Origin of the sequence: Oryzibacter oryziterrae, from assembly GCF_021864535.1 — a bacterium.
Classification (GTDB): domain Bacteria; phylum Pseudomonadota; class Alphaproteobacteria; order Rhizobiales; family Pleomorphomonadaceae; genus Pleomorphomonas; species Pleomorphomonas oryziterrae.
The window spans coordinates 1-21,566 of sequence record NZ_JAKJIC010000034.1; the positions used below are offsets into that span (position 1 = coordinate 1).

General features: G+C 64.5%; 18 protein-coding genes. 10 read left to right on the forward strand and 8 right to left on the reverse strand.

Translation table 11 applies throughout. From position 1 onward, the window contains the following. On the reverse strand, positions 1–835 hold an 835-nt coding region (locus L2I41_RS20885; RefSeq protein ID WP_237155563.1), incomplete at its 3' end, for a carbohydrate-binding protein. Positions 836–1,883: 1,048 nt separating this feature from the next. Here L2I41_RS20885 and L2I41_RS20890 point away from each other — a divergent pair. From L2I41_RS20890 to glyA, 3 genes are all read left to right on the forward strand, one after another. After that, positions 1,884–3,119: a L,D-transpeptidase family protein gene (locus L2I41_RS20890; RefSeq protein WP_237155564.1), complete on the forward strand. Its 1,236-nt coding sequence runs from the start codon at positions 1,884–1,886 to the stop codon at positions 3,117–3,119. 188 nt (positions 3,120–3,307) lie between these two features. Next, the gene (locus L2I41_RS20895) at positions 3,308–3,538 is read left to right on the forward strand and encodes a DUF6898 family protein (protein WP_237155565.1); all 231 of its coding nucleotides are present in this window, start codon (positions 3,308–3,310) and stop codon (positions 3,536–3,538) included. 191 nt (positions 3,539–3,729) lie between these two features. Beyond that, complete coding sequence (gene glyA / locus L2I41_RS20900; protein ID WP_304610573.1) at positions 3,730–5,028, forward strand: serine hydroxymethyltransferase; 1,299 nt, start codon at positions 3,730–3,732, stop codon at positions 5,026–5,028. An 80-nt stretch (positions 5,029–5,108) separates the two neighbouring features. On the opposite strand, the gene L2I41_RS20905 is transcribed toward glyA, so the two are convergent. Continuing rightward, the gene (locus L2I41_RS20905; protein ID WP_237155567.1) at positions 5,109–5,963 is read right to left on the reverse strand and encodes an alpha/beta fold hydrolase; all 855 of its coding nucleotides are present in this window, start codon (positions 5,961–5,963) and stop codon (positions 5,109–5,111) included. A 117-nt stretch (positions 5,964–6,080) separates the two neighbouring features. On the opposite strand from L2I41_RS20905, the gene L2I41_RS20910 reads away from it, so the two are divergent. Further along, a complete protein-coding gene (locus L2I41_RS20910; RefSeq protein ID WP_237155568.1) occupies positions 6,081–7,004 on the forward strand; it encodes a helix-turn-helix domain-containing protein in 924 nt (307 codons plus the stop codon). A 56-nt stretch (positions 7,005–7,060) separates the two neighbouring features. Here the strand turns inward: L2I41_RS20910 and L2I41_RS20915 are convergent, their stop codons facing one another. After that, positions 7,061–9,412 (reverse strand): methyl-accepting chemotaxis protein, encoded by a 2,352-nt coding sequence (locus L2I41_RS20915; RefSeq protein WP_237155569.1) that lies wholly within the window; start codon positions 9,410–9,412, stop codon positions 7,061–7,063. Between the two features lie 418 nt (positions 9,413–9,830). On the opposite strand from L2I41_RS20915, the gene pbpC reads away from it, so the two are divergent. Together pbpC and L2I41_RS20925 are read left to right on the forward strand one after the other, a co-directional pair. Further along, complete coding sequence (pbpC, locus tag L2I41_RS20920) at positions 9,831–11,897, forward strand: penicillin-binding protein 1C (RefSeq protein WP_237155570.1); 2,067 nt, start codon at positions 9,831–9,833, stop codon at positions 11,895–11,897. A 95-nt stretch (positions 11,898–11,992) separates the two neighbouring features. Continuing rightward, positions 11,993–13,357, forward strand: a complete 1,365-nt coding sequence (locus L2I41_RS20925; RefSeq protein ID WP_237155571.1) for a cation diffusion facilitator family transporter — start codon at positions 11,993–11,995, stop codon at positions 13,355–13,357. Between the two features lie 158 nt (positions 13,358–13,515). Here the strand turns inward: L2I41_RS20925 and L2I41_RS20930 are convergent, their stop codons facing one another. From L2I41_RS20930 to L2I41_RS20940, 3 genes are read right to left on the reverse strand one after another with little or no spacing between them, the layout of a single operon-like run. Then, positions 13,516–13,812 carry a hypothetical protein gene (locus L2I41_RS20930; protein ID WP_237155572.1) on the reverse strand — a complete coding sequence of 99 codons (297 nt, stop codon included), beginning with the start codon at positions 13,810–13,812 and terminating at the stop codon, positions 13,516–13,518. Further along, positions 13,809–14,465, reverse strand: a complete 657-nt coding sequence (locus L2I41_RS20935; RefSeq protein ID WP_237155580.1) for a nucleotidyl transferase AbiEii/AbiGii toxin family protein — start codon at positions 14,463–14,465, stop codon at positions 13,809–13,811. The genes L2I41_RS20930 and L2I41_RS20935 overlap by 4 nt, the downstream gene beginning before the upstream one ends. 51 nt (positions 14,466–14,516) lie before the next feature. Further along, positions 14,517–15,524 carry a KpsF/GutQ family sugar-phosphate isomerase gene (locus tag L2I41_RS20940; protein ID WP_237155573.1) on the reverse strand — a complete coding sequence of 336 codons (1,008 nt, stop codon included), beginning with the start codon at positions 15,522–15,524 and terminating at the stop codon, positions 14,517–14,519. A gap of 314 nt (positions 15,525–15,838) precedes the next feature. Here L2I41_RS20940 and L2I41_RS20945 point away from each other — a divergent pair, with 314 nt between their 5' ends. Together L2I41_RS20945 and ntrX are read left to right on the forward strand one after the other, a co-directional pair. Beyond that, entirely contained in the window at positions 15,839–18,022 is a 2,184-nt protein-coding gene (locus tag L2I41_RS20945; RefSeq protein WP_237155574.1) for a sensor histidine kinase NtrY-like, read from the forward strand. 380 nt (positions 18,023–18,402) lie between these two features. Further along, positions 18,403–19,773 (forward strand): nitrogen assimilation response regulator NtrX, encoded by a 1,371-nt coding sequence (gene ntrX, locus L2I41_RS20950; RefSeq protein WP_237155575.1) that lies wholly within the window; start codon positions 18,403–18,405, stop codon positions 19,771–19,773. A gap of 123 nt (positions 19,774–19,896) precedes the next feature. On the opposite strand, the gene L2I41_RS20955 is transcribed toward ntrX, so the two are convergent. Both L2I41_RS20955 and L2I41_RS20960 read right to left on the reverse strand, forming a co-directional pair. Then, on the reverse strand, positions 19,897–20,193 hold the full coding sequence (locus L2I41_RS20955; protein ID WP_237155576.1) for a HigA family addiction module antitoxin: 297 nt from the start codon (positions 20,191–20,193) through the stop codon (positions 19,897–19,899). A 12-nt stretch (positions 20,194–20,205) separates the two neighbouring features. Then, positions 20,206–20,490 carry a type II toxin-antitoxin system RelE/ParE family toxin gene (locus L2I41_RS20960; protein ID WP_237155577.1) on the reverse strand — a complete coding sequence of 95 codons (285 nt, stop codon included), beginning with the start codon at positions 20,488–20,490 and terminating at the stop codon, positions 20,206–20,208. 141 nt (positions 20,491–20,631) lie between these two features. Between L2I41_RS20960 and L2I41_RS20965 the strand changes: the two genes are divergently transcribed. Both L2I41_RS20965 and L2I41_RS20970 read left to right on the forward strand, forming a co-directional pair. Continuing rightward, on the forward strand, positions 20,632–20,886 hold the full coding sequence (locus L2I41_RS20965) for a ribbon-helix-helix domain-containing protein (protein ID WP_237155578.1): 255 nt from the start codon (positions 20,632–20,634) through the stop codon (positions 20,884–20,886). A gap of 5 nt (positions 20,887–20,891) precedes the next feature. Continuing rightward, a complete protein-coding gene (locus tag L2I41_RS20970; protein WP_237155579.1) occupies positions 20,892–21,206 on the forward strand; it encodes a type II toxin-antitoxin system RelE/ParE family toxin in 315 nt (104 codons plus the stop codon). Positions 21,207–21,566 lie beyond the last annotated feature (360 nt).

Genomic DNA, 21,566 nt, shown 5'->3' on the forward strand with positions numbered 1-21,566 from the left:
CCTGCTCTCCCGGTCTCCGCGGTCCGGTCGCGCCGGTGTCGCCCTTGAGGCCCTGCGGCCCGGTCGCGCCGGTGTCGCCCTTGAGGCCCTGCGGTCCAGCCGCGCCGGTATCGCCCTTGAGACCCTGCGGCCCGGTCGCGCCGGTGTCACCCTTGAGACCCTGCGGTCCGGCCGCGCCGGTGTCACCCTTGAGGCCCTGCGGTCCGGCGGCGCCGGTATCGCCCTTCGGCCCCGCAGCCCCCGTGTCGCCTTTCGGCCCCGCCGTCCCCGCTTCGCCCTTCGGCCCCGCCGCACCCGTGTCGCCCTTGGGACCGGTTTCGCCCTTCGGCCCCTGAAGGCCGGTCGAGCCCTTGGGGCCGGTGTCGCCCTTGGAAACCAGGAGCTCCCAGAAAGTGGGGTTGGAGGAGGGGATCTTGTTCTTGTTGGCGCCGCTCGCGGCAATCGCACGCCAGGCCGAACCGTTGTAGACCACGACGTCGTCCACGCCGTAGCTCTTGCTCGCCGACCATGTTCCCCGGGCTACCAGTCCCTGCGGACCGCAGTTGGCCACCACGGCGTCGTCCGAGCTCGTGCCCACCGTCACGGTCACGATGCAGGTCTGCGGGAAATACACCTGCGAGAACTTGAACTTGCGGCTGCTGCTGGCGATCGGAGCCGTGAACTTGCCGTCCAGGCTGGCACTCGAACCCGTGGTGCTCGTGCCCTCAACCACCAGCGCGCCGCCGGTGATCGTCGCATTCGTGATGGTGACAGCGGCCAGCGCTGTGCCGCCTGGCAGGGCGCCGGCGACAAGGGTGGAGAGCGCAAGGCTCCGGGCCAATCGCCGCAAATTCATTGTGTGGCTCCAATCGCAAAGGCCAGCAAGACGAGCCTGAGACTTTGAATGTTCGACTGCTGGATGTTCTTGATGAGATACACCTGCAAGTCAGTGAAACGTCAACGGCTTGGACCCCGTTGGAGCCGTCAAAGATTGTACGGATCTCCGGCGCTTCTCCAGCAAGGGCGCTCGATTGAAGGGCGCTGCGCCAGTATAGTTACGCAAGTGAAAGTTGATCTGAAAGTGCCATAACGAGATGTGCTTACGAATATTCAACCAGTCGTAGCCAACCCAGAGTCTCGCTGCTTTTGTTGCGAAGTGCCGCGCAAGGGTGGTGTTGAAGTTGCGAGATATTTCGAAAAAGAGATACATCATGAAAAATATACGGATGAAAATGACCTTTTCGCCAGCGTTGATCAGAATTAAGTCGCTAAGTTAAAGCAGTGAATTCGTTGTTATATTCCGATGTTAACTATATTTTAACGTTTATGCGAGATCTTTACATACGTGATCAGCCACACACGGATCGTTCTCCTCCCCGTCCGTCTGGGCCTTTCGCATCGCTTCGTCTCAGCTCCTCCCGAGACGCGACACTGACCTCGAGCATCCTCCCAAGGCTCGAGGTCTTTTTCTTTCAGCCCCCGCAATTTTCGTCCCGCTTCACGCAGATTTGTTTTTGCGGCGCATCAATTGACACCCATGTGCCACACCCCCTCGGCAATTGCGGCAACTGGCGGAAATGCGGCCGACGACTCCTAGATTTTGCCACGAATGTCCCTTAAGGCGTCCCGTAAAGCATAACCGGCGCCTTCGGTCTCGGTTTCATGCTGCATCGCGGTCCTGGGTAACACTATATTAGCCAAGATCGTTTCCACTGATGTGGCATGTCATCCAGTCGGGTTCATCGGCTGGACGTGATCGTGGTGGCTTTTCCCGGTAGTCGTTGACCGAGCTTCTTGGCCGAAGCAACCGTCATCGAAGTTTCCGCCGCAAGGGTCCGCCTCCGGATCACGGCATGCGGCAGCCAGCATTTCGGAGTGGGTACGTGAACGGATCGCTTTTTTCCATGAAATCCAGTCGTCGCAGCTTGCTGAAGGCCGGTGCCGCCGGGGCCTTGTCCCTGGCTGCCTTCCCGGCCCGCGCTCAGGAGATGCTGGCGCAGGTGGAATGGACCGAAGGCTTCGATGCCTCCGCCCCGACGGAGCAGGCCGCCCAGTCCTCGCGTCCGTCGCTGTCCAATCAGTCGCCCTTCTTCACCGAGCAGGCGATCGCCAACTACACCCAGATCGCCTCGCAGGGCGGTTGGCCGACCGTTCCGACCGACCAGACCCTGAAGGTCGGCTCCGAAGGTGCCTCCGTCTCGACGCTGCGCCAGCGCCTGATGATCACCGGCGACCTCGCGCAGACCGCCGGTGACGCGACCGCTTTCGACAGCTTCGTCGACGCCGCTGTCCGCCGCTTCCAGGCCCGCCACGGCATCATTCCCGACGGCGTTGCCGGCGGCGATACGCTGCGTCAGATGAACGTGCCCGTGGACATGCGCATCCAGCAGCTTCAGCTCAATCTGGTCCGCCTCAACGCGCTGCCGAACCCCATGGGTGACCGTCACGTGATGGTCAACGTGCCCGGCGCCGAGATCGAGACCGTCGAGGGCGACACCGTTCATTCGCGCCATCGCGGCATCGTCGGCAAGATCGACCGCCAAACCCCGCTGCTCAACTCCAAGATCGTCCTGATCAAGTTCAATCCCTACTGGACGGTGCCCAAGAGCATCATCCTCAAGGATCTGATCCCCAAGATGCAGAAGGATCCCGGCTATCTCGATCGCCAGAAGATCCACATCTACGACGAGCGCGCCAAGGCAGAGATCGGCTGGCAGCAGATCAACTGGAACTCCTCCGACGCGGTGAACTACACCTTCCGTCAGGACCCGGGCGATCTCAACTCCATGGGCACTGTCAAGATCGAGTTCCCCTCTCCCGAAGGCGTCTACATGCACGACACGCCCGCCAAGGGCCTGTTCGGTGGCAATGATCGCTTCCATTCCTCGGGCTGCGTGCGCGTCCAGAACGTCCGCGAATATGTCTACTGGATCCTCGAGAACACGCCCGACTGGCCGAAGGATCGCATCACCGAGGCGCTGACCTCCGGCGAGCGCATCGACGCCCCCGTTGCCGATCCCGTGCCGCTGTTCTTCCAGTACATCACCGCCTGGGCGACGCCCGACAACGGCGTCCAGTTCCGCGACGACATCTACCAGCGCGACGGCCTCGGCGTGCCGCAGACCGCCCAGGCGCTCTGAGCGCCCCGGCGGCCGGTCGCAGCACTGTTCCATATGACATCCCGCTCGGCCCCGCCGGGCGGGATTTTTCTTGGCGTCGCCGCCGGGGATGCGGGCAGGGCGCACCGATGCCCTGAACCGCCACGGACAAATCATGCTAGAGTGATCGGGCCGGGCTGGTCCGGCTGACGGTGCTGACGGCGGATGGCATGAGTGGACAGGGCGCTGGGCGCGAGATCTATTTCGAGTTCACGGTCATCGGCCGCCAGGTCCGCGTCGCTGCCGTCTGCTCGGTCACCGGCCTCGAAGCCGTCATCCTCGGCCCCGCCACCACACCCCGCCACGACCTCCAGCGCCTCGCGCTCCGCAAACTCGAACAACGCCTCGTCGCCGAAAAGCCCGCGCCTTTGCCCGGCCGGGGCGGCGAGGGCTATGTGTGAGCGGGGACACCAATACCGCCCCCCTTCGCTAAAACTAGCGCTTTCCTTCAGGAAATCTGTCGTGCGCCACCGGCTTCTGCGTCCGAACGCGCGGTTGAAGCGGCGGCCTTGCCATGCTATCGGCAGCACTTCGGAAGCAGCTCCATAAATTTCTTCAATCGGAGCGCACCGTCCCATCGTCCCCTGACGGAATGGAATCCAGCATGACCGCCGCAGACCTTGCCAACTTCTTCAACCGCTCCCTCGCCGAAGCTGATCCCGAGATCGCCGCGTCGGTGGCCAAGGAGCTCGGTCGCCAGCAGCATGAAATCGAACTGATCGCCTCCGAGAACATCGTCTCGAAGGCCGTTCTGGAAGCGCAGGGGTCGGTGCTCACCAACAAATATGCCGAGGGTTATCCCGGCAAGCGCTATTACGGCGGTTGCCAGTTCGTCGACATCGCCGAAAACCTCGCCATCGAGCGCGTCACCAAGCTGTTCGGCTGCCAGTTCGCCAACGTGCAGCCCAACTCGGGCAGCCAGGCCAACCAGGCCGTCTTCCTCGCGCTCGCCCAGCCGGGCGACACCATCCTCGGCCTTGACCTCGCCTCGGGCGGTCACCTGACCCACGGCGCCAAGCCGAACCTGTCGGGCAAGTGGTTCAACGCCATCACCTATGGCGTGCGCGCCCAGGATCAGCGCATCGACATGGACCAGCTGGCCGCGCTCGCCCGCGAGCACAAGCCCAAGATCATCATCGCCGGCGGCTCGGCCTATTCCCGCGTCTGGGATTTCGCTGGCTTCCGCGCCATTGCCGATGAGGTCGGCGCCTATCTGATGGTCGACATGGCCCATTTCGCCGGCCTCGTCGCCGCCGGTGAGCATCCTTCGCCGTTCCCGCATGCCCATGTGGTCACCTCGACGACGCACAAGACCCTTCGCGGTCCGCGCGGCGGCCTCGTGCTCACCAACGACGAGGCGATCGCCAAGAAGATCAACTCGGCCGTCTTCCCCGGCCTGCAGGGCGGCCCGCTCATGCATGTCATCGCCGGCAAGGCGGTGGCCTTCGGTGAGGCGCTGCAGGCTCCCTACAAGGCCTATATCAAACAGGTTGTCGAAAACGCCCGCGTGCTGGCCGATGAGCTCAAGCGCGGCGGCGTCGACATCGTCTCCGGCGGCACCGACAACCACCTGATGCTGGTCGACCTGCGCCCGAAGGGCCTCACCGGCAAGGTGGTCGAGGCCGCCCTCGGCCGCGCCGACATCACCTGCAACAAGAATGGCGTGCCCTTCGATCCGGAGAAGCCCACCATCACCTCCGGCATCCGTCTCGGCACCCCGGCCGCCACCTCGCGCGGCTTCGGCGTCGCCGAGTTCAAGGAAGTGGCCGCCCTGATCCTCGCCGTGCTCGATGGCCTCAAGGTCAACGGCGAAGAGGGCAACGATGCCGTCGAAGCCGGCGTCAAGGCCAAGGTCCGCGCCCTGACCGACCGCTTCCCGATCTACAACTGATCGCCGGAATCACCTGACGATATCGCCGCCGCGTGGGGGAACCCGCGCGGCGGTTTTGTTTGTGGGGCAGCGGGCAGCCGTCACGGCTTGTCGAGGAAGGCGCGCACCGCCGCCGTGTAGCCGGCGGGATCCTGCAGCATGGCGAAGTGGCTGACGTCCTTCAGGATCACCAGTTCGGCGCCCGGCACCGTCTTGGCGATATACTCGGTATGCCCCCGATCGACCGCTTCGTCATGGTCGCCGAGCACGATGGCCGTCGGCGTCTTGATGGTCTTCAGCTGATCGTCGGTCCAGTTGGGTTCCGAGGCCCACATCTGGCCGATCTGGTTGACGAAGGCGTCATACTGGTCCGGCGTCGGCGAGATCTTCTTGTAGACCTCGCCGCAGCGGTCGATATAGGCGAGGAAGGTCTTGTTCTCCAGCACGTCGGCCTTCACGCCGGAAGTCTTGGTATTGGCCGCCTGCGCGAACAGCCTGGTCAGGCGCTCCGGATGCTTCATGGCGATGTCGAGCCCGATGATGCCGCCGTCGCTCCAGCCCACCAGCGCCACCTTGTCCACCTTGAGATAGTCGAGCAGGGCCAGATAGTCCGAGGCCATCAGGTCGTAACCATAGGGCGCGTCCGTGCGGGTCGACCGGCCATGGCCGCGGCTGTCGGCAACGATCACCCGGTGGTCCTTGGCCAGATCCGCCACCTGATTGGCCCAGATGTCGGCATAGCCGAGCCCGCCGTGGATCATCAGGATCGGCGTGTCCTTGGCCGTGCCATAGACGGCATAATACATCTCGATGCCGTTGACCGGCGCCTTGCCGCTTTCCACGGCCTCAGGCATGGCCGGCGGCGTCGGCAGTTCCGTCCAGCGGTCGGCGGCTTCGGCGCCTGACGGGCTGGCAAGCACCAGCAGCGAATAGGCGATGGCGAGCAGTTTGCGCATTCTGTTCCCTCTTTCATGCATTTGGCTGATCGGGCGCCTCAAGAGGCTTGGCGATCGCGTAAGGGATGCTACGCTGGTCTCGACGCTGCCGTTATCCGAAAGGCGCAAATAACGACCATGCCCAACAAAGACGCAATCCCGCGCCTTGGCATCCAGAGCGCCGAGTTCGACGACATCGACGCGCAGTCCGCGCAGTTGAGCGGCTATGATCAGTCCTATCGCCAACTCAGCCGCGGTCGATTTGTCGGTCAGTTCACCTCCCTGGAGGTCCCCGGCGCGGGCCTGCATGTGGAGCGGTGCAATCAGGTCATCGAGCAGGCCGCCGCAGTTCCGGCCGGGCAGGTGGCCTTGATCTTTCTGCTCGACGGACTGCAGCCCACCCGCTTTGGCCAGCGCCCCTTCGGTCGCCAATCCGCGGCGCTTGTCTCTGCGGGCCAGCAGATCGAGTTCTGCAATGCCGTGGATACGACGATCTGCGTGCTGGCGCTGTCGATTCAGGTTATCGAGTCGGCGCTTGCCGAACGGGCGCGCAACGTCGCACGCGCATCCGTCTTCTCCGATCCCCTGTCAGTGGAGCGTTTGCGCCGGCGGGCGTCTGGCCTGATCGGCGATGCCCTGACCGGCCAGATCCTGCGCGATACCGCCCCGCGATTGACCGCATCCTTCGCCGACCTTCTGGTCGACGCGTTGCCGCCCTCGGCGTCCGAACAGGCCGTTGCCCAGCGGTCTCGGCCCAATCTCTTCCTGCAGGCCCGCGCCCATATCCACGATCACCTCGATCGCGTCACCGTCGCCGGCATCGAGCGCCATCTTGCGGTCAGCCGGCGATCGCTCGAATATGCCTTCGAGGCGGCCGTCGGCCTGTCGCCGCAGCGCTACATCGCCATGTGCCGCCTCAACGCCATCCGCCGCGACCTGTTGAACACCACCGACAGTATCGGCGACGTGGCCGCCCGTCACGGTGTCTGGCATCTCGGCCGTTTTGCCGGCGCCTATCGCGCTGCCTTCGGCGAGTTGCCGTCCGCCACCCGCAACAGGTGAGCGGCGCAGCCGGCACTGCCCCGCTGCTGCCGCCCTCCGTCTGTCCCGGATGCCGTTCAGGCCGCCCGCACCGCCTCGGTGAAGCTGTGGATCAGATCCAGAAGCTGCTGGATCTCCGATGCCACCGACGACGTCGTCTCATAGAGCCCCTCGGCCACGCCCTGCGTCCGCGCCACGTCGCGCGACAGCGCTTCGGTCTGCCCGGCGAGATCGGCGGTACTGTCGATCGCCGCGCCGGCGCTGCGCGAAATCTCTTCGCTGGCCATGCCCTGGCGCGTCACTGATTGCAGAGCCGCCTGCGCCGCCGTGTCGATCTCGTCCGTCGAGGCCACGATGGTGCGGATCAGGTCCACCGCCGAACCGGCCGAGCTTTCCACGCTGGCGATATGGCTGCGAATGTCGTCGGTGAGTTGCTTGGTCTGCGCGGCAAGGCTCTTCACCTCGCCGGCGACAACGGCAAAGCCCTTGCCGGCTTCGCCCGCCCGCGCCGCTTCGATAGTCGCGTTGAGCGCCAGAAGATTGGTCTGGTTGGCAATCGACTGGATCATGTCGACCACCTCACCGATGCGCGAAGTGGCTTCCGACAGCCCGCTGACCACATGGCTGGCGGCGTGCGCCCGACCGGCCCCCTTGCTGGCATACTCCGAGGTGGAGCGGGTCTGCTCGCGCGCGTCCCGCACGGACACGGCAAGCTCCTGGCTCGAGGCGGCCACCGTACTGATGTTGTCCCGGGCGATGGCACCGGCCGACGTGGCGCTGTCGGCCCGCTGTGCCGCCGCTTCGGCCACCGTCTTGATCTCGGTGACGCCGCGCCCGAGGTGCTGGATGTTGGACGATACGGTGCTGACCAGTTCGCCAACCTGCCGGTCGAAATCGGCGATCAGCCCCGCGACATGCCGCACCCGTGCGTCGCGCTCGCGATGCTCCGCCTCCGCCTGCGCATGCAGGTCCTCCCGCTCCCGGGCGTTGCGGCGGAAGATGCCGAGCGTGCGGAACATGGCGCCGATCTCGTCATTGCGCTCCGGCGGCAGCTCCACGTCCAGATGCCCATCGGCCAGACGCCGCATGGCCGAGGTCACCCGCTGGATCGGCCGGGCGATGCCCACGCGCAGCATCAGCATGATCGCCGTCGCCAGTACCAGCAGGCTGCAGACGGTCGCCAGCACGATGCCCATGTTGCGGTTGCGGGCCTTGCCGGCGGTGGCGGCGGTCTGATCCGCGTTGCGCCGGATCGCCTCCATCGCCGCCTGCGATTGCTTGAGCGCCTCCGCCTGGGCCACCTGCAGCGTCTCGGTCGAGGCCACCAGCCCGTCGGCGGCCTTGGCGAAGCTCTTGAAGTCGCGGGCAAGGTTTGCTCCGAGGTCGGCAGGGAAGGCCGACAGCGAACCCTCGATGGTCTTCATGGACGCGTAGAGTGCAGCCTCATTGTCCTTGGTCGGCTCCAGCCGGTAGAGCTGCGTTGCGCGCAGCAGGGCGTCGGTCTGTTCCCCCAGCTGGCGCGCCTGGCTGCCGTCACTGACCAGCGACTGGCGCTTCACGTCAAGGCCGGCCAGCCGGTTGCCGAGCTTGTCGGACTTGTCGCGCTCGCTCTTGACCAGAGTGTCGATGGACTGGGTCGCTTCCGCGAACTTTTGGGAGAGTGCCGGCCAGCTGTCGCGCAGGTTGCCGCTGGCCGCACCCGCCTTGATCCCTGCGCTCAGATCCGCCACCCCATCGCCAATCGCCTTCAACGCTCCCGCGATGCTTTCGTCCGTATTGTCCGACTGATTGTCGTCGGCAAAGCGGGCCGCCGCATCCGCAAGAGCCCCGCCGTCGATCCGGTCCTTGTCGGCGCCGGTGCGCATATGCGCTTCCAGCAAGGCGCTCGCCTTCGTCAGGCGGATTTCCGTGTCGACCAGCCCGGTCAGCACGAAGCGATTGTTGTCGATCTCTTCGTTGGTCGTCTCGATCTTGCCGTCGATGTCGTCGATCGCCGCCAGGCTGTCCTGCCCGAGCTTGTTGGCGCTGGTCTGCAGGGCGGAGAAGGCCGCATTGATGCGCTCGCGCTCGGCACGGATTGCGTCCCAGCCGGTCGTCAGTTGTCCGACGGCCGCCTCCATCGCGTCGAGCGAGCCGGCTAGCTCGCCCTGACGCGACAGCTCGCGGCCCTCCCGCACGGCCTTGATGGCCGTACGGGCGAGGTTGGCGTCGTCCATGTTGCCGGTGCCATAGAGCGACCTGACCGCGGCCGCTGCACCGTTCATCTGCCCCATTGCGATCGATACGCTGGACAGCTCGTCGATCGAGCGTCCCGCGTCATAAAGGCCCAGCAGGCCGGCCATGCCCGCAGAGGCCGCGAGCAGTGTCAACGCCAGCGCCGAGGCTGACAGTTTTGCAGTGATGGTCTTCAGACGAATCGTGCCAAGCATGCGAAACTCCCATGCGGTTTGCACACGAGTTAGGGTTTTCAGCTTAATCCATAGTAAAAGAAGAAAAGTTGCGACGAATTATGAACGTAATATGACGCAATATTCGTCTGTCAGTCACAAACAGTGGCGTATAAAACGATTTACTTTTTGGATGAAAAGCATAAAAATGGAGACTTTTACAATGAGAAGTATTGTATAGGTTGATTTCATTTTTGAAATATCTAATGATAATTGATGTGGTATGGGGTGTTTTGCTTAGGCGGGAATGTTTGTCGTTTGGCAGCTTCCGCGCGACAGGCTTGCAGCTGGCACATTCGCCGCGCCCTGCCGGTCCCTGGCCACGACGCCGATGCGAGGCCACCTCGCCGAACTGCCGCCGCAATGCTATGCAGGCTGGGATTGATTTGAGGAAATCCCTTTGCCCCGCCGTTCGCCCCTTCTGATTGCGCTTGCCGTCACCTTCGGCCTGACCGCCACGGCGGCGCCGATCGCCTTGCGCCTCACCGTCGAGGCAACGACCGCGATCGACATTTCCGCCGTCACCTCGCGTGTCGTGCTCGATCGCAACGGCCGGCTGCTGCGGCCTTATGTGGTGGAAGACGGTCTGTGGCGCCTGCCGGTCGATCCGGCCAAGGTGGATCCGCTCTATATCGCCATGCTCAAGGCCACCGAGGACCAGAGCTTCGCCGAACACCACGGCGTCTCGGCCAAGGCGCTGCTGCGCGCCGCCTGGCAGCTCGGCACCCGCGGCCACATCGTCTCGGGCGGCTCCACCCTGACCATGCAGGTGGTGCGCCTTGCCGAGCGTCTGCACACCCGCGACGCCTCCGGCAAGCTTGGCCAGATCATCAAGGCGCTCGCCCTCGAACGCGCCGCCAGCAAGGACGACATCCTCGCCGCCTATCTGCGCCTTGCTCCCTTCGGCGGCAATCTCGAAGGCGTCCGCTCCGCGTCGCTGGCCTGGTTCGGCACCGAGCCCGGCCAGTTGACGCCCGCCGAGGCCGCCTTCCTCGTCGCCCTGCCGCAGGCGCCGGAAGCCCGCCGGCCCGATCGCTTCCCCGCTGCCGCCAAGGCGGCGCGCGACCGCATCCTGCGCCGCGCTGCCGCGCTCGGCGTCATCTCCGAGGCCGACGCCCGGACGGCCATCTCCGAGCCCTTGCCGAAGAAGCGGCTCGACTTCCCGCTGCTTGCCGCTCAGGCCGCCGATCGCGCCATTCGCATCGAGCCCGACAAGCCGGAAATCCGCCTCACCCTCGATGCCACCATGCAGGGCGCGCTCGAACGCCTCGCCGCCGAACGGGCGCGCGCCATTGGCCCGCATATCTCCGTCGCCATCCTCGTCGCCGAAACCGTCTCGGGCAACGTCGTCGCCTCCGTCGGCTCCGCCGGCCTTTTCGACGAGAAGCGCCAGGGCTTCATCGACATGACGCGCGCCGTCCGCTCGCCCGGCTCGACGCTGAAGCCCTTCATCTACGGTCTCGCCTTCGAATCCGGTTACGCCCATCCCGAGACGCTGGTCGAGGACCGGCCCACCGAATTTGCCGGCTACACCCCCAACAACTTCGACCGCCAGTTCCGCGGCACCGTCACTGTCCGCCAGGCGCTGTCCGACAGCCTCAACGTCCCCGCCATCCAGGTGCTGGAACTGGTCGGTCCGGCGCGTCTCATCTCCCGCTTCCGCCGCGCCGGCGTCGAGGCGCGCCTGCCCGACCTGTCGCCCGCCAGCCTCGCGGTCGGCCTTGGCGGCGTCGGCCTGACGCTGCACGATCTGGTCACGCTCTATACCGCCATGGCCCGCGGTGGCCTGCCCATCGCCCTGCGCGAGCGGCTCGACGAAATCGGCCCGGCCGAACCGCCCAAGCCGCTGATGGATGAACGCGCCGTCGGCTATGTCACCGACATCCTCGCCGGCCAGCTCGGCGCCGCCAAGGGCGACACCCGCGTTGCCATCAAGACCGGCACCTCCTACGGCTATCGCGACGCCTGGGCCATGGGCTACGACGGCCGCTATGCCGTCGGCGTCTGGGTCGGTCGCCCCGATGGCGCCCCCATGCCGGGCCTGATGGGCGTCGACGTGGCTGTCCCCATCCTCGCCGACACTTACGTGCGCCTCGGTGGCGCCACGCGCCTGCCACCACCGCCGCCGGGCATGCTCAAGGCCACCACCAGCCAGCTGCCGCTGCCGCTCCAGCACCTGCGCGGAGCCCGCTCGGCCGTTGTCGATCGCGACACCGGCCCCGCCATCGCCTATCCACCCACCGGCACCCATGTGGATCTCGGCTTCCAGGCCGGCGCACCGCAGCCGCTGGAGCTCAAGCTTCGCAACGGCAAGGCGCCCTTCACCTGGTTCGCCGACGGCGTGCCGGTGGCGCGCGAACCGTGGTCGCGGCAGTTCTCCTTCCTGCCGAAAGGGCAGGGCTTCGTCACGCTCTCGGTGGTCGATGCCGAAGGCCGCGCCGACCGCGTCACCGTCTTCGTGGAATGAGGGCGGTCACAAAACTGGTGACTACTCCCTAGCGCTAGTTTCGCCCCCTTGAGCTCGGCTGTATGGTGCGCGCCACTTTCATTGGGGGCTGCCGCATGACCAAGAAAGAGCGTGTCGCGCTCATCTCCCTGCTCGCCAGCGTCGGCGTCACCGCCGCCAAGCTGATCGTCGGCCTTCTCATCGGCTCACTGGCCCTGATCACCGATGCCCTGCACAGCGGCACCGACTCGATCGCCACCATCATCACGCTGATCACCGTGCGCATGGCCGACCGCCCGGCCGACGAGGATCACCCCTATGGTCACGGCAAGTTCGAGAATGTCGCCGCCATGGGCGAGGCGACCTTGCTGCTGGTGCTGGCCGGCGGTGTCGCCGTCGAGGCCTGGACTCGTCTCGGCGAAGGCGCCCCGCCGCCTGAAGTTGGCTTCGTTCCCTTCACCGTCATGGGCGTCGAAATCCTCATCAACCTCTGGCGCGCCTGGGTGCTGAACAAGACCGCGGTGGAAACCGGATCCAGCGCGCTCGCCGCCGATGCCATGCATTTCGCCTCCGACGTCGGCTCCGGCATCATCGTCATCATCGGCCTGATCTTCACTTGGATGGGCTTCAAGTGGGCCGACCCGGTCAGTGCGGTTGCCGTGGCCTTGTTCATCGGTCTGCTCGGCCTGCGCATGATCCGCCACACCTTCGACGAGCTGACCGATCGCGTCTCGCCCGGCCTCATCCGCGGCCTCACGCGCAATGTCGAGGAACTGCCCGGCATCGTCGAAGTGCTGCACCTGCGCGTGCGCCACGTCGGTCATCAGGCCTTCGTCGATGTGGCCGCCACCGTCCCGCGCAGCTTCGCCTTCGAGCAGATCATGGCGGTCAAGCAGCACATCTACGACACCGTCAAGATCGATCTGGAGGGGGCCGAGATCACCGCCAGCTGCAATCCCGTCGTCATGGACGACGAGACCGTCCGCGAGCGCGTCCACCTGGCCGCCTCACGCCACGCCCTGCCGATCCACCACGTCACCATCCAGCACGTGGGTGACCGTCTGGCGGTGTCGCTCGACCTGGAGGTTGACGGTGACATGCCGCTTGGCCACGCCCACGAAATCGCGTCGATACTCGAGGATGCCGTCCGCTCCGAACTCGGCGACGACGTCGAGGTCGAGACCCACCTCGAACCGCTGCACCCGGATCTGATCCCGGGCGAGCCGCTGGAAGACGGTCGCACCGAGGCCATCGTCGCCGCCCTGCACGATGCGGCCATCACCCACGGCGCCACCGACATTCACAATGTCCGCGTCCGCGAACTGGAAACCGGCCTCTTCGTCGCCTTCCACTGCCGCTTCGCCCCCGAACTCATCGCCCGCGAAGTGCACCGCCGCGCCGACGCCGTCGAACGCGAAACCCGCGCCCGCTTCCCCGAAATCCTGCGCATCGTCAGCCACCCCGAACCGATCCGGGCGTGACGAGGCCGGCCGGGCACGAGGCGTCAAAGCAATCACCGATCCTGTGGAATCAACAGGATCGGCTGCGGCTCAAGCTTCTGACGCTGGCGTGATGTCTTGTCTTTCCGGCGTCCCCTACGAGTCGGAGGCGCTCTGGATCGTGTCGCGGCCGTGATCACTCACAGATCCGGCAGCTTCCGTTCCGGCATCGGCGGCGTGTCAAACCGCCCCACCATGGCATTCCAGTAGGACCAGGACCGAGCGTCGAACACGCCGGGCGGCGCTTCCCTGAGGGCATCGCGTATGTCGTCGAGTGTCAGGTGCCTGCGCACCACCGCGACATCTTCCGCGGTACCATAAGTCAGCACATGCGCCACAAAGTTCGACGTGTCACGAACCGCGTCGATTGGCATCTTGTACCATACGGTTCTCTCGGCAACGCCGAGCAGTTCGCTATCCTCTGGAAGTGCCTTCATCGATCAGCTCCCAGCAGGGGCAGTGTGGGCAGCCTCAGGAGATCGACCATGGTTGCGGCCCGTTTGAGCCGCAGCCTCAGCTCCTCAGGCAAGTCTCCGAGGTCCCCGTCACCGAAATAAGTCAGAGCCTTCACTGTGATCTGCGGCTCAAACTGCGATCCGTAAAGTGCCTTTCCGGCCGCCAGCATCGTCGGGAGTTCGAGACCGGCTTGCGTCATCAGAGCGTCGATATCCAGATAGTCCTTCGCTTGCGCTCGCTTTTGCACGACCGTGACCTTCATGCCTGCCAAATCGAGCAAGGAAGCGACGGCCAGACCGGGGTCTTCGGCAACGTCAGGCTTCCGCAGTCGACCAACTTTGGGAACGCCGAAGAAGGAAACTTGCACATAGCCGTTTCGGCGGACCAAGCAGGTCAGCGTGTTTTCCTCGCGCTGAAGGATGCGCGCGTCTTTGAGGTAGGGCACCTCTCGCAACAATCGGTCCGGGTCAAAGGCCTTGCTGCCAAAGAAGTCAAAATCGACCGAGAACCTGTGTCCCAGGCGCAGCGCAATGGCCGTCCCGCCATAGAGCGTGAACTCGGGCGGCGTTGCGCCAAGTTCCGGCCACAGCATTCGTTGGGCTTCTGGCAAGATGTCGAGACGAGGCTTGAACATGCCCAATTATGGCCCATCCCGCTTCCTGCGAAAAGCGCCTTGACGCTCCCGTCACGCAACGCCGATCCGAAGCAGGTCCAGCGTGTGCAGGATGCCGATCGGCTTGCCGTCTTCCACGACGAACAGCACCGAGATCTTGCGATTCTGCAGCGTCTCCAGCGCTTCTGCGGCAAACACCTGCGGCGCGATCACGATCGGCGCCTTGGTCATCGCCTGCGTCACCGACGTCGCCAGCATGTCGGGATCGAAGCGGGGCCCATTGTCGGTCTTGATGAAGCGGCGCAGGTCGCCGTCGGTGATCAGTCCCGCCAGTCGCCCGCCGTCATCGACGATGCCGACCACGCCGAAGCCGCCCGAGGTCATCGCCAGGATGGCGTCGGCCATCGCCGCGGTGCTCGGCAGCAGCGGCAGCTTGTCCTTGTGCATGATGTCCGACACGCGACGCAGCTGCGAGCCCAGCTTGCCGCCGGGATGGAACACATAGAAGTCCTTGGGCGTGAAGCCTTTCTTGGTCATCACCGCCATGGCGATCGCGTCGCCGATGGCAAGCTGCAGCACGGTCGATGTGGTCGGCGCCAGGTTGTGCGGGCAGGCTTCCGTCACTTTCGGCAGGACAAGGGAAATGTCGGCCGCGTTTGCGAGTGTCGACCGGGGACCCGCGGTGATGGCGATCAGCGGCACCGAAAATCGCGTGGCATGGGCGAGAATGGCGGCAAGTTCCGCCGTCTCGCCAGACCAGGACAGGGCCATGATCACATCGGACTCATCCACCATGCCTAGATCGCCATGGCTCGCCTCGGTCGGGTGCACGTAATAGGCGGCCGTACCGGTCGACGAGAAGGTCGCCGCCAGCTTGCGCGCGATATGGCCGCTCTTGCCGATGCCGGTCACGATCAGTCGCCCGGTCTTGTTGGCGACGATATCCACAGCCGCTTCCACCGCCTTGCCCAGGGCCCCCGTCGCGACTTCAGTCTGCAGCGCCTTTATGCCGGCGGTGGTGATTTCCAGCGCATTGAGGGCAGTGTCGAAGGGGGTGATCATGGGGATGGGCTGTGTCATCGGTTGGCGTCCCGTCTTCCAAGGTAACATCCGGAGGGTGCCGGATGTCCGCCACCGCTTCTGTGCCGCCTTTGTTGGCCGATTGGCCGGCGAAGTCAAATCTGAATTAGGGCTGCCCATCAAACCCGCCGAAAGTATGAATGCACAGGGCGATGGACCGACCGCTTTTTCGAAGGACCTTTTCGGCCGATCCCCGATCACCGGTTCTCTCTCTTGCCTCCTTCGTGCTAAACCCACGCCCACTTGGTCTTTGTCGGAGATGTTAGGTGACTGCGCTTGTTGATGCCCCTTTGCCGGGACAGGGAAGATCCGGCATGTCGCGCGAGGCGGAGGGCAGGGGACGCGGGCTCGCGGGCATGCTCTTGGTGGCCACCACCACCTTGGCATCCATCCTCACCTTCGCGCTGATCTCCAACTTCCTGCCGATCACGCCGACGACCGACGTCATCCGCGGCGCCTTCGTCATCGATGCCGGACTGCTGCTGTCGGTCGCCATCATGGTCGGCCGCGAAGTCTGGCGGCTGGCCCGCGCCTGGATCGATGGCAAGGCCGCCGCTCGCCTGCACTTGCGCGTGGTGGCGCTCTTCGCCTTCATTGCCGCCCTGCCGGCCGTGCTGGTCGCTGTCGCCTTCACCGTCTCCCTCAACCAGGGCTTCGATCACTGGTTCGAGACGCGGACGCGTCAGGTGGTGGACAATGTCCTCACCGTCGCCAGCGCCTACATGCAGGAGCATGCCCGCGTGCTGCGCGGCGACCTGATCGGCATCGCCACGGCGTTGGACGCCGCCAAGCCGCTCTACGATTACGAACCGACCCGTTTCGATCAGCTCTTGCGCGCGCAAGCCTCGCTGCACGGCCTGCAGAGCGTGTTCCTGCTCGATGACAAGGCCACCATCATCCTGCGCACCGACATCGACCCGAGCGTGCAGACGGTGATGCCCAGCCTTGCCACCATGGCCGAGGCCAAGAAGGAGGGCGCCATCCTCATCGCCCCGGGCGACACCAATCAGGTTGGCGGCATCCTCAAGCTCAAGGCTTACGACAACACCTATCTCTATCTGGTCCGCCTGCTTGATCCGGTGGTGCTCAACAACCTCAAGCTCGCTCGCGAAAGCGCCATGGAGTATCGCGAGCTGGAGGCCAATCGATCCGACGTGCAGATGGGCTACGCGGTGATCTTCGCCGGCCTGTCGGTCGTCTTCCTGCTGGGCGCCATTTGGATCGGTCTGTCCTTCGCCAACCGCCTGGTGACGCCGATCCGCCATCTCATCGACGCTGCCAACCGCGTCGCCCATGGCGAACTCGAAACCACCGTCCCCGTCGGCCCCACCGCCGACGATCTGTCGAGCCTCGGCGCCTCCTTCAACAAGATGACGGTGGAGCTGCGTTCCCAGCGCGACGAGCTGATCAGCACTGGCGCTGAGACCGAACGCCGCCGGCGCTTCACCGAGGCTGTTCTGTCAGGAGTCTCCGCCGGCGTCGTCGGCGTCACCAACGAAGGCCGCATCGCCATTGCCAACAGTTCCGCACTGAGTCTGCTCGACGTCGAGATGTTCGGCATTCTCGGCCGCCTGCTGGTGGAAGAGGTGCCCGAACTGGGGCATTTGCTGGCGCTCGCCATGAAGAGCGCCGACGGACGCGCCCAGCAGGGTGTGGTCATCGTCAGCCGCCACGGTCTTGAGCGCACCATGTCCGTCCGCGTCACCCCCGACCAGTCGGAAGGCCGCGAGCACGGCTATGTGGTGACGCTCGACGACATCACCGATCTCGTCACCGCCCAGCGCACCTCCGCTTGGGCCGACGTTGCGCGCCGCATCGCCCACGAGATCAAGAACCCGCTCACCCCGATCCAGCTCAGCGCCGAGCGCATCCGCCGCCGCTTCGGCAAGCTTGTGGTCGACGACGACCGCCGTGTCTTCGATCAATGCGTCGACACCATCGTCCGCCAGGTCGGCGACATCGGTCGCATGGTCGACGAGTTCTCGCAGTTCGCGCGCATGCCCAAGCCCACAATGGAAATGCGCGATCTCGGCGATTGCGTGCGGGAAGCCGTCTTCCTTCTGGGCGTCGGTCATCCCGAGATCACATTCGAGGCGCACTTGCCCGACGAACCGCTCACCGGCCGCTTCGATCATCGCCTCGTCAGCCAGGCGGTGGCCAATCTGGTCAAGAACGCCGTCGAAGCCATCGAAGGGCTTCAGCCCGAGCAGCGCACCGGCGCGCGCATCGATGTGCATGGCCGCCGCGAGGGCAGCGTCAACGTCGTCGAAGTCATCGATACCGGCGTCGGCCTGCCCAAGGTCGACCGTCATCGCCTGCTCGAACCCTACATGACCACCCGTGAGAAGGGCACCGGCCTTGGTCTCGCCATAGTCCGGAAGATTGTGGAGGAACACGGCGGGCGTATCGAGCTGCTCGATTCACCCGAGGTGGAACGCGGCGGTCACGGTGCCATGGTGCGTGCCACGCTGCCGGTCGAACCGCCGGCCGCCGACTGATACTGGTTCCGATTGATTTCGACCTTTCGGGCAAGATCAATCTGAACCGGAAGCGCCGAAGAAGCGCCGGCCGGTCAGGCCGCACCCGTTCGGTTCGGACGAGTCCGAACTGAACGGACCAAGTATGAGCCGTTTCATAACCTCCGACAATCGGCTCGCGAGGGCTTCAGATTGTGTGGCATTTATGTTACTGCCCATGGCAAGCGAGCCAGGTGGTCTGCGTCATTGAAAATGACATGAGCAGACCACCAGCAAATATCTGGTGCGGCTGGGTCGTCACTTGTTTTGATCCTCAAAATCAGTGGCGCCGCACTAGGGTGGGAAGAACCGGAGGCTGAAGAGTCTCCTGGTTCGGCGTCGGACAAACAGTGCAGGGAACAATGGCAACCGACATTCTGATTGTTGACGACGAGGCCGATATTCGCGAACTCGTGTCCGGCATCCTCGAGGACGAGGGGCACGGAACACGGACCGCCGGTGACTGCGATCGTGCCCTGGCCGCCATCGCCGAGCGTCGTCCCCAGTTGATTTTCCTCGACATCTGGCTGCAGGGCAGCCGCATGGACGGCCTGCAGCTGCTTGAGGAGATCAAGGCCAACAATCCCGACGTCCCCGTCGTCATGATCTCCGGCCACGGCAATGTGGAAACCGCCGTCGCCGCCATCAAGCGCGGCGCTTACGACTATATCGAGAAGCCCTTCAAGGCCGATCGCCTGCTGCTGATCGCCGACCGCGCCCTCGAATCCTCCAAGATGAAGCGCGAGATCCGCGAGCTGCAGCTGCGCTCCGACCGGCAGGAGGGCATCGTCGGCGGCTCTTCCGTGGTCAACCAGCTGCGCAACACCATCGAGCGCATCGCCCCCACCAACAGCCGCATCCTGATTTCCGGCCCCTCCGGCTCCGGCAAGGAGAGCGTCGCCCGCGCCATTCACGAGCATTCCAACCGCGCCTCCGGCCCCTTCGTCGCCCTCAATGCGGCGGCGATCACCCCCGAGCGCATGGAGATCGAGCTCTTCGGCACCGAGGCCGACGAGAACGGCAAGCGCAAGGTCGGCGCCCTTGAGGAAGCCCACGGTGGCACGCTCTATCTCGACGAGATCGGCGACATGCCGCGCGAGACGCAGAACCGCATCGTCCGTGTGCTGGTCGAGCAGGCCTTCGAGCGCGTCGGTGGCACCCAGAAGGTCCACGTCGACGTCCGCTACATCTCCTCCACCGCCCGTGACCTCGAACGCGAGATCGCCGAGGGCCGCTTCCGCGAGGATCTGTTCCATCGCCTCGCCGTGGTGCCCGTGCGCGTGCCCGGCCTGTCCGAACGCCGCGAGGACATTCCCTTCCTCATCGAACAGCTGATGCACCAGATCTCGCGCGCCACCGGCCTGCCGGTGCGTCGCATCGGCGAGGACGCCATGGCGGTGCTGCAGAGCCACGACTGGCCCGGCAACCTGCGCCAGCTCCGCAACAACGTCGAACGCCTGATGATCCTGACGCGCGGCGAGCCCGAAGCCGTGATCACCGCCGACCTGCTGCCCGCCGAAATCGGCACCATGCTGCCGACGCTGCCCTCCAACACCGGCGGCGAACACCTCATGGCCCTGCCGCTGCGCGACGCCCGCGAGATTTTCGAGCGCGAATATCTGAAAGCCCAGCTCAACCGCTTCGGCGGCAACATCTCCCGCACCGCCGAATTCGTCGGCATGGAACGCTCCGCCCTGCACCGCAAGCTCAAGAGCCTGGCCATCGCGGGGTAGGGGACGATAGGCTCCGCACCAACGGCTGCCGGTGACTGGATGGAGCCGGCAAGGCCGGCGTTTCCTATCACCCTTTGCGCGGGAACCGAATTTTATCCGCAGCACTCAATGCGCCATGCCCGCTCAAGCCGGCATCTTCAGCGGCTCTATCTGCTTCAATTCATCGCGCAAGCTGTCTGACGTGCGTTCAATCGCATAGCGGCTCTGGATGCTCATCCAGAACTCGACGCTGGTGCCGAACAGGCGCGCCAGGCGCAAGGCTGTATCGGCGCTGAGATCCACCTGCTCGGCGGCCAGTCGTTCGATGCGGGTGCGCGGCACGCCCACCGCTCGTGCAATGGCTCCGGCGGACAGCTTGAGCGGCGCCATGAACTCCTCGCGCAGCACTTCGCCGGGATGGATCGGGGGCAGTTGGTTCATGGCCTCTGTCCTTCAATGATAGTCGACACATTCCACCTCCTCAGGCCCGTCCGCGGTCCAGCGGAAGCAAAGGCGGAACTGATCGTTAATGCGGATCGAGTGCTGTCCTGCTCGATCGCCCTGCAGAGCTTCCAGCCGATTTGCCGGTGGCGCCCGCAAGTCCTCAAGTGTCCGCGCACTCTCCAGCATGATCAGTTTCCGGCGCGTCACTGAGGCCAGATCCGCAGGAAAACCCTTCGGAATCCTGCGATCGAGAATGTGAGGCAGGCGCGAGTCCCGAAACGATTGAATGGTCAAGACAGTGTCCTGCACACACTTTTGGTGAAATGTATCATATCATGATACATGTGTCCATATTGGCTTTCCGTCCGCGTTCCGTTCCTTGTCCTGTCTTCAATATTGAGTATATTGAAGACAGTCGCATCGGAGGCACCCAGCATGTCCAACACTACGACCATGACCGTCCGTGTCAGCGGTGCCCTGGCGGAGCATGTCAGCGCCAATGTCGGCGAAGGCGGCTCCTATGAGAATGTCAGCGAGTATATTCGCGACCTGATCCGCCGCGACAAGGAGCGCAGCGAAAGCGAGTCCTTCGATCGCCTCAAGGCGGAACTGACCAAGGCCTTCGCCGCGCCCGATCACGCCTTCAAACCGCTCACCGCTGCCGACATCATCGCCCGTAACAGGAGGTGACCGCCATGCCCGGTGTGCGCATCGAGCAGGCGGCAGCCCTTCGTCTTGACGAGATCTACCGGCACACCCGCGATCGCTGGGGGGACCAGCAGGCCGAGCGCTACATTACCGGCCTGTTCGAGGCGTTTGACAAGATCGCCAACCATGGCGTCGTCTCCCGTCCCATCCCGGCCGAGTTCGGTGTGGACGGCTTCGTGTTCCGCTACGAACGGCACTTCGTCTACTGGCGTTGGCTTGCCGACGGCGACGTCGGTATCGTCACCCTCCTGCACGAGCGCATGCACCATATCGACCGCTTCCGGGAGGATTTCGGCCTGTGATGGTCTCCTAGCGCATCGACCCAATCGGATGCTACGGCCCGCAAGGGCCAGTCCGATTGGACAAGTCGTGGCACAAACAAAAAATCGAGTGTACGGACTACCGTTCCAGGTGAATCCTCTGACTGAATTCGGTGCACTAGCCCACAGTACACGACAGTGAGCCACATGCCTTTGCCAGGCACAAACTGATCCAGCTTGTCATGGTCCGCGAAGGCGGACCATCCACGCAGTCAAAACAAAGATGTAGATGGCAATTTTTGGCGTTGTGGTGATGGACTGCGCTGCGTCGATGGGTGTTGCGTTTTCCTAATTGCTGGCAAGGACCTTCGGATATTTTTGCAATGACTGCGTGGATGGTCC

What these genes read in the sequence shown, in the direction of transcription:
- glyA (WP_304610573.1), top strand. Translation starts at nt 3,730, where the DNA reads ATGGAATCCAGCATGACCGCCGCAGACCTTGCCAACTTCTTCAACCGC.
- L2I41_RS20935 (WP_237155580.1), bottom strand. Translation starts at nt 14,465, where the DNA reads ATGTTCAAGCCTCGTCTCGACATCTTGCCAGAAGCCCAACGAATGCTG.
- L2I41_RS20905 (WP_237155567.1), bottom strand. Translation starts at nt 5,963, where the DNA reads ATGCGCAAACTGCTCGCCATCGCCTATTCGCTGCTGGTGCTTGCCAGC.
- L2I41_RS20890 (WP_237155564.1), top strand. Translation starts at nt 1,884, where the DNA reads ATGAAATCCAGTCGTCGCAGCTTGCTGAAGGCCGGTGCCGCCGGGGCC.
- L2I41_RS20895 (WP_237155565.1), top strand. Translation starts at nt 3,308, where the DNA reads ATGAGTGGACAGGGCGCTGGGCGCGAGATCTATTTCGAGTTCACGGTC.
- L2I41_RS20930 (WP_237155572.1), bottom strand. Translation starts at nt 13,812, where the DNA reads ATGAAGGCACTTCCAGAGGATAGCGAACTGCTCGGCGTTGCCGAGAGA.
- L2I41_RS20955 (WP_237155576.1), bottom strand. Translation starts at nt 20,193, where the DNA reads ATGAACCAACTGCCCCCGATCCATCCCGGCGAAGTGCTGCGCGAGGAG.
- L2I41_RS20965 (WP_237155578.1), top strand. Translation starts at nt 20,632, where the DNA reads ATGTCCAACACTACGACCATGACCGTCCGTGTCAGCGGTGCCCTGGCG.
- L2I41_RS20910 (WP_237155568.1), top strand. Translation starts at nt 6,081, where the DNA reads ATGCCCAACAAAGACGCAATCCCGCGCCTTGGCATCCAGAGCGCCGAG.
- L2I41_RS20915 (WP_237155569.1), bottom strand. Translation starts at nt 9,412, where the DNA reads ATGCTTGGCACGATTCGTCTGAAGACCATCACTGCAAAACTGTCAGCC.
- L2I41_RS20945 (WP_237155574.1), top strand. Translation starts at nt 15,839, where the DNA reads ATGTCGCGCGAGGCGGAGGGCAGGGGACGCGGGCTCGCGGGCATGCTC.
- L2I41_RS20970 (WP_237155579.1), top strand. Translation starts at nt 20,892, where the DNA reads ATGCCCGGTGTGCGCATCGAGCAGGCGGCAGCCCTTCGTCTTGACGAG.
- L2I41_RS20940 (WP_237155573.1), bottom strand. Translation starts at nt 15,524, where the DNA reads ATGACACAGCCCATCCCCATGATCACCCCCTTCGACACTGCCCTCAAT.
- L2I41_RS20925 (WP_237155571.1), top strand. Translation starts at nt 11,993, where the DNA reads ATGACCAAGAAAGAGCGTGTCGCGCTCATCTCCCTGCTCGCCAGCGTC.
- ntrX (WP_237155575.1), top strand. Translation starts at nt 18,403, where the DNA reads ATGGCAACCGACATTCTGATTGTTGACGACGAGGCCGATATTCGCGAA.